The sequence below is a fragment of the Streptomyces cinnabarinus genome, from assembly GCF_027270315.1.
Lineage (GTDB): Bacteria > Actinomycetota > Actinomycetes > Streptomycetales > Streptomycetaceae > Streptomyces > Streptomyces cinnabarinus.
The window spans coordinates 6602404-6618759 of record NZ_CP114413.1; the positions used below are offsets into that span (position 1 = coordinate 6602404).

General features: G+C 71.0%; 11 protein-coding genes. 10 read left to right on the forward strand and 1 reads right to left on the reverse strand.

Translation table 11 applies throughout. The features are described 5' to 3' along the window. Positions 1–96 precede the first annotated feature (96 nt). From STRCI_RS29995 to STRCI_RS30025, 7 genes are all read left to right on the forward strand, one after another. The gene (locus tag STRCI_RS29995; protein ID WP_269662063.1) at positions 97–1716 is read left to right on the forward strand and encodes a DUF4192 domain-containing protein; all 1620 of its coding nucleotides are present in this window, start codon (positions 97–99) and stop codon (positions 1714–1716) included. A gap of 200 nt (positions 1717–1916) precedes the next feature. Continuing rightward, the gene (locus tag STRCI_RS30000; protein ID WP_269662064.1) at positions 1917–4199 is read left to right on the forward strand and encodes a glycogen debranching N-terminal domain-containing protein; all 2283 of its coding nucleotides are present in this window, start codon (positions 1917–1919) and stop codon (positions 4197–4199) included. Positions 4200–4362: 163 nt separating this feature from the next. Continuing rightward, positions 4363–5121, forward strand: a complete 759-nt coding sequence (locus STRCI_RS30005) for an NUDIX hydrolase (RefSeq protein ID WP_015657400.1) — start codon at positions 4363–4365, stop codon at positions 5119–5121. A gap of 137 nt (positions 5122–5258) precedes the next feature. Continuing rightward, positions 5259–7082, forward strand: a complete 1824-nt coding sequence (locus STRCI_RS30010) for an ABC transporter ATP-binding protein (protein ID WP_269662065.1) — start codon at positions 5259–5261, stop codon at positions 7080–7082. A gap of 163 nt (positions 7083–7245) precedes the next feature. Continuing rightward, positions 7246–8133: a FadR/GntR family transcriptional regulator gene (locus STRCI_RS30015; RefSeq protein ID WP_269662066.1), complete on the forward strand. Its 888-nt coding sequence runs from the start codon at positions 7246–7248 to the stop codon at positions 8131–8133. A 428-nt stretch (positions 8134–8561) separates the two neighbouring features. Further along, positions 8562–10097, forward strand: coding sequence for an RNA polymerase sigma factor (locus tag STRCI_RS30020; protein WP_269662067.1), 1536 nt, complete (start codon positions 8562–8564; stop codon positions 10095–10097). 133 nt (positions 10098–10230) lie between these two features. Beyond that, positions 10231–11091 carry a S1 family serine peptidase gene (locus STRCI_RS30025; protein WP_269662068.1) on the forward strand — a complete coding sequence of 287 codons (861 nt, stop codon included), beginning with the start codon at positions 10231–10233 and terminating at the stop codon, positions 11089–11091. Between the two features lie 101 nt (positions 11092–11192). On the opposite strand, the gene STRCI_RS30030 is transcribed toward STRCI_RS30025, so the two are convergent. Further along, entirely contained in the window at positions 11193–11423 is a 231-nt protein-coding gene (locus STRCI_RS30030; RefSeq protein WP_269662069.1) for a DUF7455 domain-containing protein, read from the reverse strand. Positions 11424–11862: 439 nt separating this feature from the next. On the opposite strand from STRCI_RS30030, the gene STRCI_RS30035 reads away from it, so the two are divergent. The 3 genes from STRCI_RS30035 (at position 11863) to STRCI_RS30045 (ending at position 16250) form a co-directional block, all read left to right on the forward strand. Continuing rightward, a complete protein-coding gene (locus tag STRCI_RS30035) occupies positions 11863–13986 on the forward strand; it encodes a DNA gyrase/topoisomerase IV subunit B (protein WP_269662070.1) in 2124 nt (707 codons plus the stop codon). A gap of 162 nt (positions 13987–14148) precedes the next feature. After that, positions 14149–14661, forward strand: coding sequence for a DUF485 domain-containing protein (locus tag STRCI_RS30040; RefSeq protein WP_269662071.1), 513 nt, complete (start codon positions 14149–14151; stop codon positions 14659–14661). Beyond that, positions 14658–16250, forward strand: a complete 1593-nt coding sequence (locus STRCI_RS30045; RefSeq protein WP_269662072.1) for a solute symporter family protein — start codon at positions 14658–14660, stop codon at positions 16248–16250. Before STRCI_RS30040 ends, STRCI_RS30045 begins: the two co-directional genes overlap by 4 nt. Positions 16251–16356: the final 106 nt, after the last annotated feature.

The following is a 16356-nucleotide window of genomic DNA, read 5'->3' on the forward strand; positions in this document are numbered from 1 at the left end:
CATGCCGAAGGTCGCGCCCAGTGCAATTGCCATGTCCCTGCCTTGAGTTATCCACAGGGCAAAGCGGAGGATCGCGATCCGCGAGATCGTCTTGCCATGACGAATCACGGTGAAACCGCTGGAAACCCTGAGAACAGCGACATCGCGGGGCGCGAGACGCACCCCGCGAACCAACTCGACTGCACCGCCTACGAAGGCCACGGCGGCGAACAGCAAGTCACCCTGCGCACCCCGGCCGAACTGGCCGACGCGCTGCCGTATCTGCTGGGTTACCGCCCCGAGGACAGCATCGTCCTGGTCGCCCTGCACGACCGGGACGGCCGCGGCCGCTTCGGCGGGCGGGCCCGGCTCGGCATCCCCACCAACGCGGACGACTGGCCGTCCGCGGCCCGGCAGTTGGCCCACGGACTGGTCACGGGCAGCGAACGCCGGGGCACCCGACCCGAGCAGATCGTGGCCTTCCTCTGCCAGGAGCCCGCAGCGGGCGAGTGCGGCCGACAGGTCATGGAACGCCTGCGGCCGCTGGCACAGAAACTGCGCATCGAGTGCGGTCACCTCGATGTACCGGTGATCGAGGCCCTGTGCATCTCGGAAGGCCGCTTCTGGTCGTACTGCTGCGCCAACGAAGGCTGCTGCCCGCCGGGCGGCACCGCGATGGGTCTGCCCGGCACCTCGGTACTGGCCGCGGCAGCCACCTACGCCGGGCTCCAGGTGCGCGGCACCCTGCGTGAGCTGCGCGCCCGGCTGTTCCCCTGGGAGACCGGAGCCGCCCTGGAACAGGAGATCGCCCTCGACACCGCCGGCATGGCCCTGGTCCCGCGGATTCTCGAAGACGGATCCCGCGCGGAGGTCGCGGACGAGACCCTGGAACTCGCGGAGCGGATGATGGAGCGCCTGGCCGAAGCACCGTCCGTCTCCGGCACGCTCACCGCGGACCTGCGCGACGACGACCTCCTCACCCACGACGAAGCGGCCCGGCTCATCCTCGGTCTCCAGGACCGCACGACTCGCGACCGCGCCGCCGCGTGGATGGAGGGCTACGAGGCAGGCCCCGCCCTGCGCCTGTGGCGAGCCCTGGCCCGCCGCTGCGTCGGTCCCTACGGCGAGCACTCCGCGGCGCCCCTCACCCTCGTCGGCTGGGTCGCCTGGTCCACGGGCGACGAACTCGAAGCCCGCGAGGCACTCGCCATGGCCCTCGGCGCGGACCCGGACTATCTCTTCGCCCGCCTTCTCCATCAGGCCTGCAATGAGGGACTGGACCCGGAGTCCATCCGACGCTGCTTGCGCACGGAGCGCGGGCGGGCTGTCCCGGAGGCGGGAGCGGCACGTAACGGCAGTGGCCCTGAAGCCGGTTCGGCCGAGAGTTCGCCATCACGACCGACCGATGACTCGGCATCACGACCGACCGCCAGCGCGCCAGTTCCGCTGACCGATGACTCGCCGCTGCCACCGGCGGACGGCTCGCCGACCCGCCCGGTCAGTGGCTCGCCCTCGCGACCCAGCCACCGTTCAGTGTCGCGACCCGCCGACAGTTCGTCGGCAGGCCCGGTCGGCAGGGCAGGCCGCCAGCCCAGGACCAGGGTGCCGCGCCCTCGCACCTCGGCGGGCGGTACGCACCCCGGCGCAACGCGCAAGCCCCGGCCCACGCGCGCCTCGGGCAAGCGCCGCGGGAGTTGCCAGGACGGTACGAACGCCGCACCCGAGGGGGATGCGTGATCACAGGCGAAGCGCACCCCAGCCACGCCCGTTCGCCCGGGTCACCCGCTCGCGGGCGTGACCCCGAGGAGCGTCACCCCGTTCACCTGAGTGGCGGAACGCCTGCACGGGCCATGCCGCCGATCTGCCCAGGTATCCCCGGATCCCCCGCCCGGCGCCGAACACGCCCCAGGCGCACAGAGCGCAGAGGAAGCCGCCCCATGCACCAGCCGACTCCGCCCTCCACGGCCGACGACAACCGCTTGCCCGGATTCCCGTCCAGGCCGACTTCCACCCTCGACGACATCGGTCTGCCGGGACTCCGGTCCAAGCCCCCCTCTACGCCCCACGACATCGGCCTGCCCAGCCCTCACCCCACACCACGGTCCGGACAGGGAAACCACACACCACCCCACGCCGACGGGACCGAACCCCACAGCCCGCCCGGCATTCACCGGCGCCCGCCGCCACCCGCAGGACCCGCACCCCTGCCTCCCGCAGCAACGACCCACCGCACCCCCCTACCACCACAACCCGGACCCCCACCCCGCCGCCCCTCCGACCTGCCCCCCACCCACACCGCCCTCATCTGCGTGGCCCTCCCCGGCCTCGCCATCTCCACGGAACGCGCGCAGCTGACCGGCGAGGGGCTGGAAGGCTTCTACCGAGCGGGCCGACGCCTGATCTCCCGGTGCCACGTACGAGTCGCCGGCCGCGAACCCCTCCCCGTGCACGCCCGCATGACCACCGCGGACCGAGCGCGCTTCGTAGGAACCCTCCGAGCATCCCCGGACGCGGGCCCGGACCCCGACCTCATCGTCGAGCGCGTCCGGCGAGCGGACGGCACCGAGCGGATCACCCTCCACAGCTCGGCCCCCCGCCCCCTGCGCCTGCCCCTCGAAGTCGCCCTGGGGACAGATCTGGCCGACCTCGGCGCCATCGCCTCCGGCAGCACCGGCCCTGAACTACCCGCCACCGTCCACGACTCCGGCCTGCGCTGGACAGGCCCCACGGGAAGCTCGGCCGTCACCGCGGATCCGCCACCCACCGACGCCCTGGCCTCCGCGGGCATGCTGCGCTGGGAGATCGAACTGCCTCCTGGCGGCAGCGCGAGTGTGGAGCTGAAGGCAAGGCTGGACGGAGCAGGCCCGCTCCGAGCCGTAGCCCGGGCAGCCGCGACAACGCCGCTGGCCCCAGCCCGAGCCGCGGGCGACCACCCAGGCGCCCAAGCGCTCCTGCGCGTCTGCGTCGACGATCTGCAAGCCCTCCTGCTGCGCGACCCTCACCACCCCACCGACACCCACCTCGCCGCAGGAGCACCCTGGCGGTGCGGCCTGGCCCCCGCCGAAGCCCTCGCCGCGGCCCGCATGACACTGCCCCTGGGCACCCGCCTCGCCGCGGGCACGCTCCGCACCCTGGCCCGCACCCAGCTGACCGACGGACCGAGCTCCGGGATGATCCCGGGCCCGCGCCGGGATGCGGGCCCGCACCTGCCACCGAGCTGCACGGCCACGGAAGCCACCCTGCTCTTCCCGGCTCTCCTCGCCGAGGCCCGACGCTGGGGGCTCCCGGAAAAGGAGACCGAGGAACTGCTCCCGGCCGCCGAGCGATGCCTGGCCTGGCTGCGCACGACCCTCGGCGAGGGCATCTATCTCAGCGACCCGCACCCCGGCGGACCGCAGCGCTGCGAAACCCAGGCCCATGCCCACCGGGCGGCCCTGCTCGGCGCCGATCTCCTGGATGATTTCGGCAGACCGGGTGGCCCGGGGCTGCGGCAGTGGGCGAGAAACCTGCGTACCGCGTTCCAGCGGGACTTCTGGATCGACGACCTCGGCGGCGGCAGGCCCGCGGCGGCCCGCGCCCCGGACGGACGGCTCGTACCGCACCTGGGCGCGGCCACATCCCATCTCCTCGACACCGGTCTGCTGGGCGGCGGCGAACGAGCACCCGGACTCCTCGACAAGGTGCAGACCGAGCAACTCGCCCGACTCCTCGGCAGCCCGGCGATGGACTCCGGCTGGGGACTGCGCGGACTGGCCGCCAAGGAGCCGGGATTCAACACCTTCGGCCACCGCGGCGGAGCCGTACGCACCCACGAGACGGCGATTGCCGTGGCCGGTCTGATCGCCGCCGGATTCGAGAAGGAGGCGAGCGGGCTGCTGCGCGGCGCCCTGGCGGCGGCCGAGGCATTCGACCACCGCCTGCCGGAGATGTACGGGGGAGAGCAGCGCACCGACGGCAGCGCACCGATCCCGCACCCGGCGTCCTGCCGTCCCGCCGCCACCGCCGCTGCGGCCGGAGTACTGTTGCTGACCTCCCTCGCCGGCATCCGCCCCGACGCCCCCGCGGGCACCGTCACCCTCCGCCCCGCCGCCAGTGCCCCCCTCGGGGAGATCGTCCTCACCGGACTGCGGGTCGCGGGCGCCCCCTTCTCGGTACGGATCGGCCGCCTCGGGCTCGCCATGGTCGAGGAGGCCGCCGACGGACTGCAACTGGGAGTGTGACCTCGGACGACACCCCACAGCACGACTCAGCGGAGGCCCGGCACGGAGTGCACTCGATCAGCGCACGACGCATGGGAGACCCGGCACGGAACGGACTCGATCATTGGTCGATGCGACCGGCGAAGGGAGTGTTTATCGTCAGGCAGACGACTATGATCGCCGCATGCCCTACGACCCGTCAGCCTTTCCGCCCTTCGCCGTCACCGTGGACCTGGTCGTGCTGACCGTGCGCCGCCATGCCCTGTGCGCGCTGGCGGTACGCAGGGGGGAACCGCCGTTCCAGGGGCGCTGGGCACTGCCCGGCGGATTTGTACGGGCCGACGAGGACCTGGCCCAGGCAGCGGCACGCGAACTGGCCGAAGAGACCGGGATGCGCGCCCACGACCCGGCCGTACCCGTCCAGGACAACGGCGCCCACCTGGAACAGCTCGCCACCTACGGCGACCCCAAGCGGGACCCGCGCATGCGCGTCGTCAGCGTCGCCCACCTCGCCCTCGCCCCCGACCTGCCCGCCCCCCGCGCGGGCGGCGACGCCAGCAACGCACGCTGGGCACCGGTCGAGGAACTGCTCCAGCAGGGCGGCTACGGCCGCGACGGCGAACCCCTCGCCCCGCTCGCCTTCGACCACGCCCAGATCCTCGCCGACGGGGTGGAGCGCGCTCGCTCGAAGATCGAGTACTCCTCGCTGGCCACCGCCTTCTGCCCCACCGAGTTCACCGTCGGAGAGCTGCGCCGCGTCTACGAAGCCGTCTGGGGCGTCGCCCTCGACCCCCGCAACTTCCACCGCAAGGTGACCGGCACTCCGGGCTTCCTCGTCCCCACCGGAGGCACCACCACCCGCCAGGGCGGACGCCCCGCCCAGCTCTTCCGGGCCGGCGGCGCAACCCTCCTCAACCCCCCGATGCTCCGCCCCGAAGTCTGAGGCGAGCACCGGAAACCCGAGCGGGGACCGGGCCCCCGAGCGAACGGCGAACAGGGATCCGAGCGTGCCGACTGCCGCGCGTGGAACGGGCCTTGCGCTGCCCGAAAAACCGGACATAGCGCGCTATCTTGCTTCGGGTGATCCAGGCCTTCGGACTGACCAGCGACCCGCGCAAGGAGCTCCCGCCCGCCGTCGACGACGTCTCCTTCGAGGCGCGCGCCGGCCGCGTCACCGCACTGCTCGGCACACCCGGAGCGGGCAAGACGACGGCACTCAGACTCATGCTCGAACTCCAACAGGGCCGTGGTCTCACTCACTTCAGAGGCCGCCCCCTGCACCGGATCGCCCACCCCTCCCGTGAGGTCGGCGTCCTCCTCGGTGATGTCCCGGGCCATCCCGCCCGCACCGTGCGCGGACATCTGCGCATGCTCTGCGCCGCCGCGGGCGTCCCCGTCCGCCGCGCCGACGAAGTCCTCGAAGTGGTCGGCCTCGTCAGCCTGCGCGACGAACGGCTGGGCACCCTCTCCCGCGGCATGGACCGCCGCCTCGGCCTGGCCGGCGCCCTGCTCGCCGACCCGCACACACTCGTCCTCGACGCCCCCGCCGACGGACTCTCCGCCCGTGAGAGCCGCTGGCTGTACGGCGTTCTGCGCGCCCACGCCGGCCAAGGCGGCACCGTCCTGCTGACCACGGCCGACCCCAAGGAAGCCGCCCGCACAGCCGACCGCGTCATCACCCTCGACCAGGGAAGACTCGTCGCCGACCAGGACGCCTCCGACTTCTCCCGGACGCGCCTGCGCCCCCGCGTCGCCGTCCGCACCCCGCACGCCAACCGCCTCGCGGCACTCCTCGCCAAGGATGCCCGCACGGCACAGCGCTCGGTGGAGATCGTCCGCGAGAACGGCAACCGCCTCTCCGTGTACGGCAGTACCTGTGCCGACATCGGCGAGATCGCCTTCCGGCACGGCGTTCTGGTGCACCAACTCGCCGACGAGGTCGGGGACATGGGCCCCGGGGCGGCGGCCGAGAAGGAGGCGGATCCCGTGCCCTCGTCGTCCGACGGCCCGGACGACGCACAGCCGCAGGAGACTGCTTCCGAGGCCCGTCCCCTCGGTTCTCGGAATTCGAGCGATTCGCCCCCTCCCCCCTCCCCCCTCCCCTCCCTCCCACCCCCCATCTCCGTCCGCTCCGCCCCCAGCCCCCTCCGCCCCCTCCGCTACGAACTCCGGCGTGCCGTCGGTGTGAGTACCGGATTCCTCACCGCCGCCGTCGTGCTCGTCGTCTCCGTCGTCACCGCTCTGGTGCTCGCCCGGGTCGGGCACACCCCGCAGGAGCGGCTGCTGGCGGCCTGGCCGCGGGAGCTGCCGTTGCCGCCCGCGGCGCTCGGTGCGGGGCTGCTCGGCGCGCTGGCCTTCGGGGACGAGTTCCGTCACCCCGCGCTGGCGGCGGACCGCGGCACGGTGCCTCGCAGGCTGGGACTGCTCGCGGCCAAGCTGCTTGTGTCCGGGCTGACCGCGGTGGGGCTGGCCGTGGTGACGGTGGGGTGTGACGCGGAGGCGCTGTATCTCGTATACGGACGGGAGGTGGCGGAGGTTCCCGCCGAGTGGGTCTCGATGAGCGCGAGTTGGGTCGGGCTGGTGGTGGGGTGCGCCTGGGCGGGGGTGCTGGCCGCTGGGGTGTTCCGGTCGACGACCGCCGGGCTCGCCGCCGTGGTCGCGGTGCCGGTGCTTGTCGTACCGCTGGTGCACAAGGTGCTGGAGGGGCCCGGGGTGCGGTCGGCGGCGGGATTTCCGTTGCGAGTCAGGGAAGTGCTGCTGATGCAGTGGCCCTTCGGGGGAGAGCGCTATCTGGCCGGAGTCGCGCGGGTGCTGGCTCAACCTGTGGGCGGCGCACTGGCGTTGTCGCTGACCACTCTGCTGTGCGCGTATCTGCTCACGACCCTGCGCAGCAGGGTCCGATGACGACCGTCCGGGCCCATTCGATGCCTGTCGTGCGCACAACTCCCCGTGGAAAGCCCATTTCTTTCCGATAAGGCGTCAATTGCGACGGGGTGAGCGATCACCCTTTCGTGTGCTTTTCACCAAAGACCTCAAGGGAGTTGGAGAGGGCGCCGACAAAGGATCCGTGAGTACCCTTGCGCACACCATGATGACCGCCGCCCGCGCCGCCGACTCCGGTCTCGTCGGCCCGGGCGAACTCGACCGCTACCCCTACGCCGAGGCCCCTGTCGCCGACCGCGTCGGACCCCCCACCTGGGAGGGCGCGGAGCCGGAGCTGGGCCGCGTGGGCCGACGTGCCGCGGGCAGCCGCGGACGCGGACTGCACGGCCAACTCGTCCAGCAGCTCGGCCAGATGATCGTCTCCGGCGACCTGGGTGCCGACCGCCCGCTGGTGCCCGAGGAGATCGGCCAGCGCTTCGAGGTCTCCCGCACCGTCGTCCGTGAGTCGCTCCGCGTCCTGGAGGCCAAGGGCCTGGTCAGCGCCCGGCCGAACGTCGGCACGCGCGTGCGTCCCGTCAGCGACTGGAACCTCCTCGACCCGGACATCATCGAGTGGCGGGCCTTCGGGCCGCAGCGCGACGACCAGCGGCGTGAGCTGAGCGAGCTGCGCTGGACGATCGAACCGCTCGCCGCGCGCCTCGCCGCGGGGCACGGCCGGGAGGACATCCAGCAGCGGCTGGCCGACATGGTCGAGATCATGGGCCATGCCCTGGGGCAGGGCGATGCCCTCACCTTCTCCCGCGCGGACGCCGAGTTCCACTCGCTGCTCATCCAGGTCGCCAGCAACCGCATGCTGGAGCACCTCTCCGGGATCGTCTCGGCCGCGCTCCAGGTCTCGGGCGGTCCGGTCACGGGCTGTGAGCGGCCGAACGAGTCGTCGCTGGCCCACCACGGCCGGATCGTCGACGCCCTCGCCGCCGGTGACGGTGGGGCGGCGGAGACGGCGATGCGGCAGCTGCTCACCGTCCACCCAGAGGTGGAGCGCGTGGTGCCCGCCCCGCGCGAGCACTGACCGCGCCCCGCGGGCGGCGCGGCCGGGGATGCCTCCCCCTCCTGTGGCATCGCTCGGCCGGCGAACCGCCTCCCGTCGGACCCCGCAGGATCCGGGTGATCCTGCGGGGTCCGACGGTGCGGCGAGGCGGCGGCACGGGCGGTACGTTTGGGTTCAAGGCCTCCGGCTGACCTGAACTGTCCGTATCTGACAGTTTTTGAGTGCTTACGGGGTGTGACTCGGGCCACGCAGATTGGGCGTAACGCTCGTGGGAACAGCGCGATGACCTAAGAGGTGACTGCCGCGGAGGGAATACGGACGCCATACAAGGCGCTGTGCATCTTCCCGGCCCCCGCCCGCACCGTCGGCCCATCCCCAAGCCGGTGGTCGGCTCCTGTCCGTCGTGGACGGGGCCGGAAGCCGTTTTCCAACGTTCCGAGAGGTTGTTCGTGTCGGCCAGCACATCCCGTACGCTCCCGCCGGAGATCGCCGAGTCCGTCTCTGTCATGGCGCTCATTGAGCGGGGAAAGGCTGAGGGGCAGATCGCCGGCGATGACGTGCGTCGGGCCTTCGAAGCTGACCAGATTCCGGCCACTCAGTGGAAGAACGTACTGCGCAGCCTCAACCAGATCCTCGAGGAAGAGGGTGTGACGCTGATGGTCAGTGCCGCGGAGCCCAAGCGCACCCGAAAGAGCGTCGCAGCGAAGAGTCCGGCCAAGCGCACCGCCACCAAGACGGTCGCGGCGAAGACGGTGACCACCAAGAAGGCCACCGCCACCGCCACGCCTGCGGCACCCGCCGCCGACGCGGCCGTCGAGGACGAGGCACCCGCGAAGAAGGCCGCTGCCAAGAAGACGACGACCGCCAAGAAGGCGGCCGCGAAGAAGACCGTCGCCAAGAAGACGGCGGCGAAGAAGACCACCGCCAAGAAGGACGACGCCGAGTCGGCCGAGGACGAGGTCCTCGAAGAGGCCAAGCCCGGCGAGGGCGAGCCCGAGGGCGCCGAGAGCGCCGGCTTTGTGCTCTCCGACGAGGACGAGGACGACGCGCCCGCCCAGCAGGTCGCCGCCGCCGGTGCCACCGCCGACCCGGTCAAGGACTACCTCAAGCAGATCGGCAAGGTCCCGCTGCTCAACGCCGAGCAGGAGGTCGAGCTCGCCAAGCGCATCGAGGCCGGCCTGTTCGCCGAGGACAAGCTGGCCAACGCCGACAAGCTCGCCCCCAAGCTCAAGCGCGAGCTGGAGATCATCGCCGAGGACGGCCGCCGCGCCAAGAACCACCTGCTGGAGGCCAACCTCCGACTGGTGGTCTCCCTGGCCAAGCGCTACACCGGCCGCGGCATGCTCTTCCTGGACCTGATCCAGGAGGGCAACCTCGGTCTGATCCGCGCGGTCGAGAAGTTCGACTACACCAAGGGCTACAAGTTCTCCACGTACGCCACCTGGTGGATCCGTCAGGCGATCACCCGCGCCATGGCCGACCAGGCCCGCACCATCCGTATCCCGGTGCACATGGTCGAGGTCATCAACAAGCTCGCGCGCGTGCAGCGCCAGATGCTCCAGGACCTGGGCCGCGAGCCCACCCCGGAGGAGCTGGCCAAGGAACTCGACATGACCCCCGAGAAGGTCATCGAGGTCCAGAAGTACGGCCGCGAGCCCATCTCGCTGCACACCCCGCTGGGCGAGGACGGCGACAGCGAGTTCGGTGACCTCATCGAGGACTCCGAGGCCGTCGTCCCGGCCGACGCGGTCAGCTTCACGCTCCTCCAGGAGCAGCTGCACTCCGTCCTCGACACCCTGTCCGAGCGCGAGGCGGGCGTCGTCTCCATGCGTTTCGGTCTCACCGACGGTCAGCCGAAGACCCTCGACGAGATCGGCAAGGTGTACGGCGTGACGCGCGAGCGCATCCGCCAGATCGAGTCCAAGACGATGTCGAAGCTGCGCCACCCGTCGCGTTCCCAGGTGCTGCGCGACTACCTCGACTAGGTCGCGGCCCTACGACGCCGAAGGCCCGGTTCCCCGAGCGGGAGCCGGGCCTTCGCGTTGCCCGCGCGGGTGCGGGGCGCGACGGCGTGGATCACGCTGGGTGTCCCGAGGGAACCCTGAGTGAGGAGCGCGTATGCGTCGTCCCCTGGTCCGGGCGCTGGCCCGGCCACTGGTCCTGGCTGCCGCGGCGGCCGTCATACCCCTGGCGTCCGCCGCACCGGCGGCCGCCGACAGTGTCATCGTCGGGGGATTCCCCGTCGAGGTCTCCGACAGCCCCTGGACGGTGGCGCTGTCCAGCCGTGACCGGTTCGGGGGTACGCGCTCCGGGCAGTTCTGCGGTGGTGTGGCGGTCGGCCCGTCCACCGTGCTCACCGCGGCCCACTGCATGGGCGAGGACATCCTCGGGGCGCCGCCGGACCAGCTGGACGACCTCAAGGTCATAGCCGGGCGCACGGACCTGCGGACGAGCGCGGGGCAGGAGATCGACGTACGGGAGACCTGGGTGAATCCGGGGTACGACGACGTCACCAACGCCGGGGACTTCGCCGTGCTCACCCTTGCCGAGCCACTGCCGCGGGAGTCGGTGATCGCGATGGCGGCGGCGGGGGACCGGGCGTACGCGCCGGGCGCGTCGGCCATGGTCTACGGCTGGGGAGACGCGACCGGGGGCGGCGACTACGCGGACGGTCTGCGGGCGGCGCGCGTGCACGTGCTCTCCGACAGCCGCTGCGAGCGCGCCTATCCCGGCGGCGGTGACGGCTCCTACCTCGCCGACAGCATGCTGTGCGCCGGTGAGGTGCTGGGCGGGCGGGACGCCTGCCAGGGGGACAGCGGAGGACCGCTGGTCGCCGAGGGGCGGCTGATCGGGCTGGTGTCCTGGGGGAGCGGCTGCGGCCGCCCGGGCAGCCCCGGGGTCTATACGCGGGTGTCCGACGCCCTGACGAAACTGGGCTGGGACGTCGCCGCCGCGCGAGGGGCGCGCACGGAGCCCTGAGCGGTTCTCCTACGCGTACGGGCGGCTGCCCCTGGAAATCAGGGGCAGCCGCCCGTACACCGGCCTAATGCCTGGAGCTGGCTCGTCGTGGACGCGAGGTGTCAGCGCTCATCTTCGGAAGCGGTGGCGGGAACGGTCGTCAGCCGCTCCGTCTCGTCCTGTATCTCAGCGGCGATCTTCTTGAGTCCCGGCTCGAACTTGCGGCCGTGGTGGGCGCAGAAGAGCAGTTCTCCGCCGCTTACCAGGACGACGCGCAGGTATGCCTGGGCGCCGCAACGGTCGCAGCGATCGGCGGCCGTCAGCGGGCTCGCGGGGGTCAGAACAGTAGTCACGTCGCCTCTTCTCTAGCTCGACGAGCTGTCGTACCAGGGTCAACATCCAACCAGCCCGAAAACGTTCCCGCTCGTGGCTTTTCCTTGAAAAATCTTTCCAGGCGGCTGGCTGCTGCAGGTTGGCGGCGAATGTGCCGTATTGCGTGTCTGTGTGTCTTACGGGTTCGCGCTGTCGGTCGGTGTCGGTCCCCCCGGCTGGATTGCCGGTTTGTTCATGAGGACGTGCCCGGAGCCTAAATGGTTCATGCCTGGAAGGGAACGTGATATGTACTTCACTCCATCGAGGGATCGAACAGGCATGCGACTCTGGACTAGTCTGCCAACAGACGAGGGTGGCGTTACATCGGCTCTACCAGGCCTCGGTACCCTCTGAGCGGCAACCGAAGCCACGCCCTTACTCACAAGGGCACCATCTGAAATTCAGCGAGGAGCGAACCGCGTGACCGCCGAGACGTCCGTGCCGTCCACAGCGCTGCTGGCAGGAGCAGACCGGGACGGTTCCAACTACACCGCGCGGCACCTGCTCGTCCTTGAGGGCCTCGAAGCCGTGCGTAAGCGTCCGGGCATGTACATCGGCTCGACCGACAGCCGCGGCCTGATGCACTGCCTCTGGGAGATCATCGACAACTCTGTGGACGAGGCCCTCGGGGGCTACTGCGACCACATCGAGGTCGTCCTTCATGACGACGGCTCGGTCGAGGTCCGCGACAACGGCCGTGGCATCCCCGTCGACGTCGAGCCCAAGACGGGCCTGTCCGGCGTCGAGGTCGTCATGACGAAGCTGCACGCCGGCGGCAAGTTCGGCGGCGGCTCCTACGCCGCCTCCGGCGGTCTGCACGGCGTGGGTGCCTCCGTGGTGAACGCCCTGTCCGCGCGGCTGGACGTCGAGGTGGACCGCAGCGGTCACACCCACGCGATCAGCTTCCGGCGCGGTGTGCCCGGCGCCTTCGCCGCCACGGGCCCCGACGCCAAGTTCGAGGCGACCAGTGGTCTGCGCAAGCCCAAGAAGATCCCCAAGACCCGCACCGGCACGCGCGTGCGCTACTGGGCCGACCGCCAGATCTTCCTGAAGGACGCCAAGCTCTCCCTGGAGAACCTCCACCAGCGCGCCCGCCAGACCGCCTTCCTGGTGCCCGGCCTGACCATCGTCGTCCGTGACGAGTTCGGCCTCGGCGAGGGCGGCAGCAAGGGTGAGGAGTCCTTCCGCTTCGACGGCGGCATCAGCGAGTTCTGCGAGTACCTCGCCACCGACAAGCCGGTCTGCGACGTCCTCCGCTTCTCCGGCCAGGGCACCTTCAGGGAGACCGTCCCGGTCCTGGACGAGCACGGGCAGATGACCCCCACGCAGGTCACCCGGGAACTCGACGTCGATGTCGCGATGCGCTGGGGCACGGGCTACGACACGACTCTGAAGTCGTTCGTGAACATCATCGCCACCCCCAAGGGCGGCACCCATGTCGCGGGCTTCGAGACCGCCGTCACCAGCACGCTCAACGAGGTGCTGCGCGCCAAGAAGCTGCTGCGTGTAGCGGAGGACGACGTCGTCAAGGACGACGCCCTGGAGGGCCTCACCGCCGTCGTCACGGTGCGGCTGGCCGAACCTCAGTTCGAGGGGCAGACCAAGGAGGTGCTCGGCACCTCGGCGGCCCGCCGCATCGTGAACACCGTGATCACCAAGGAACTCAAGGCGTTCCTGACGTCCACCAAGCGGGACGCGGCCGCCCAGGCCCGGGTGGTCATGGAGAAGGCGGTCGCCGCGGCACGCACGCGTATCGCCGCCCGTCAGCACAAGGACGCGCAGCGCCGGAAGACGGCCCTGGAGTCGTCCTCGCTGCCCGCCAAGCTCGCCGACTGCCGCAGCGACGACGTCGAGCGCAGCGAACTGTTCATCGTCGAGGGGGACTCCGCGCTCGGCACCGCCAAGCTCGCCCGGAACTCCGAGTTCCAGGCGCTGCTGCCGATCCGCGGCAAGATCCTCAACGTCCAGAAGTCCTCCGTGACCGACATGCTGAAGAACGCCGAGTGCGGCGCGATCATCCAGGTCATAGGAGCGGGCTCGGGCCGTACCTTCGACATCGACGCGGCCCGCTACGGCAAGATCGTCATGATGACCGACGCCGATGTGGACGGCTCCCACATCCGCTGCCTGCTGCTGACGCTGTTCCAGCGCTACATGCGGCCCATGGTCGAGGCGGGACGCGTCTTCGCGGCCGTGCCGCCGCTGCACCGCATCGAGATCGTCCAGCCCAAGAAGGGCCAGGACAAGTACGTGTACACGTACTCCGACCGCGAACTGCGCGACAAGCTCATGGAGTTCCAGAGCAAGGGCGTCCGCTACAAGGACTCGATCCAGCGCTACAAGGGCCTCGGCGAGATGGACGCCGACCAGCTGGCCGAGACCACGATGGACCCGCGCCACCGCACCCTGCGCCGGATCAACCTCTCCGACCTGGAAGCGGCCGAGCAGGTCTTCGACCTGCTGATGGGCAACGACGTGGCGCCGCGCAAGGAGTTCATCTCCTCCTCGGCGGCGACACTGGACCGCTCCCGCATCGACGCGTAGGACCCGGACCGGGGCAGGTCGTCGGCGGACTCCGCCACGACCTGCCCCGGTTTACGCGTATGTGAAGGGACACGCACAGTCCCGTGCGGACAAATCACCTGATGGGGTGAAGCGAGAGGGGAACAAGAGTCGGGGATCTTCCCGTTCTGTCCATCCTTGGGCATGCACTCAAGCAACGGTCACTCCCGCACGCGCGAGGGTGGTCCTGACCGGCCGGACCCGATCCGGCCGACCGGGAGCGTGCGGTACGACGATCCCTGGTACGACGCCCTGGCCTCCGGCTGGGGCGAGTCCGACGACGCCTCCGCCGCCGTAGCGCCGGCCCGCGCCGACGGGGCCACGGCCGCGGACGTCTACCTGGAGGTGCAGCGCAGCGCCGCCTTCCAGGAAGTGCGCAGCCAGTACCGGAGGTTCGTCGTCCCGGCCGTCGTGGGCTTTCTGGCCTGGTACGTCGGCTACGTCGTGACCGCCACCACCGCGCCCGGCCTGATGGCCCGGCCGGTGGCCGGCGCGGTGAACGTGGCGATGCTCGCCGGGCTCGGACAGTTCCTCACCACCTTCCTGCTCACCTGGGCCTACACCCGGCACGCGCGGCTGCGCCGCGACCGGGCCGCGCTCGAACTGCGCTGGGACACCCAGGAACTGACCCGCGGCACGAGGGGCGGCACCGCGTGACGGGCGATCACCAGACCCTGGCGCTGCTGCTGTTCAGCGCGTTCATCGCCGTCACCCTGGCGATCACGACCTGGGTGAGCCGCCACCGGCAGGGGTCGGCCGAGGAGTTCTACGCCGGCGGTCGGCTCTTCTCGCCGATGGAGAATGGTTTTGCCATCGCGGGCGACTACATGTCCGCAGCATCCTTCCTCGGCATCTCCGGACTCATCGCGCTCTACGGCTACGACGGACTGCTGTACTCCGTGGGCTTCCTCGTGGCCTGGCTGGTCGTGCTCTTCCTGGTCGCCGAACTGGTCCGCAACTGCGGCCGGTTCACCCTCGCCGACGTGGTCGCCGCGCGGATGAGCGAACGGCCCGTGCGGATCGCGACGGGAACTTCCTCGGTCGCCGTGTCCGTTCTGTATCTGGTGGCGCAGATGGTGGGTGCGGGCAGCCTGGTCGCGCTGCTGCTCGGCGGCCAGGGCGAGGCGGCGCAGACCTGGACCGTCATCGGCGTCGGCGCGCTCATGGTGATCTATGTGTCGTTGGGAGGGATGCGGGCCACCACCTGGATCCAGATCGTGAAGGCGGTCCTGCTGCTCGGCGGCACCATCGCGCTGACCGTGCTCGTCCTGGTGCGCTTCCACGGCGACTTCGACCAGCTGCTGCTCACCGCGGCCGAACGCAGCGGCCACGGCGAATCATTCCTGGCCCCCGGCCTGAAGTACGGCGGCGACTGGACCGCCCGCTTCGACTTCATCAGCCTCGGACTCGCCCTGGTGCTCGGCACCGCGGGGCTCCCGCACATCCTGTCCCGCTTCTACACCGTGCCCACCGCGCGGGCGGCCCGGCGCTCGGTGGTCTGGTCGATCGGGCTCATCGGCGGCTTCTACCTGATGACGATCGTCCTCGGTTTCGGCGCCGCCGCGATCGTCGGCCCGGACGCGGTGCGCGGTTCCAACGCCGCCGGGAACACGGCCGTACCGCTGCTGGCGCTCGATCTGGGCGGCGGAGCCCACTCCACCGGTGGGACGGTCCTGTTCGCGATCGTCGCCGCCGTCGCCTTCGCCACGATCCTCGCCGTGGTCGCCGGAATCACCCTCGCCTCCTCGGCGTCCGTGGCCCACGACCTGTACGCGTCCCTGCGCCGCCGACGGGCCAAGCCGCGCAGCGAGGTCGCCGTCGCACGCGTCGCCGCCGTCGGCATCGGCGTGGTCGCCATCGCGCTCGGCCTGCTCGCCCGCGACCTCAACGTAGCCTTCCTCGTCGGCCTCGCCTTCGCCGTCGCCGCGTCCGCCAATCTGCCCGTGCTGCTCTACTCACTGTTCTGGCGCGGCCTCACCACCCGAGGCGCCGTCTGGGCGGTGTACGGCGGTCTGATCCCCGCCGTGACCCTCGTCCTGCTCTCCCCGGTGGTGTCCGGCAGCCCCGAATCCCTGTTCCCCGGCGTCGACTTCCAGGTGTTCCCGCTCCAGAACCCCGGCATCGTCTCCATCCCGCTCGGGTTCGTCGCCGGCTGGCTCGGCACAGCCACCTCCGCCGAAGTCCCGGACGAGGCCAAGCACGCGGAGACCGAGGTGCGGTCACTGACGGGAGCGGGGGCGGCCTAGGGCCTGTCTGACCCTAGGAGCGGTCCTGCTCCCCGGTCGCCCGGAGACAACCGCGCACCGGATCCGTATGTAGGTGAGCGGGTACGGCCGCTTCCCCCGCCCCCAC

What these genes read in the sequence shown, in the direction of transcription:
- STRCI_RS30005 (WP_015657400.1), top strand. Translation starts at nt 4,363, where the DNA reads ATGCCCTACGACCCGTCAGCCTTTCCGCCCTTCGCCGTCACCGTGGAC.
- STRCI_RS30025 (WP_269662068.1), top strand. Translation starts at nt 10,231, where the DNA reads ATGCGTCGTCCCCTGGTCCGGGCGCTGGCCCGGCCACTGGTCCTGGCT.
- STRCI_RS29995 (WP_269662063.1), top strand. Translation starts at nt 97, where the DNA reads ATGACGAATCACGGTGAAACCGCTGGAAACCCTGAGAACAGCGACATC.
- STRCI_RS30040 (WP_269662071.1), top strand. Translation starts at nt 14,149, where the DNA reads ATGCACTCAAGCAACGGTCACTCCCGCACGCGCGAGGGTGGTCCTGAC.
- STRCI_RS30000 (WP_269662064.1), top strand. Translation starts at nt 1,917, where the DNA reads ATGCACCAGCCGACTCCGCCCTCCACGGCCGACGACAACCGCTTGCCC.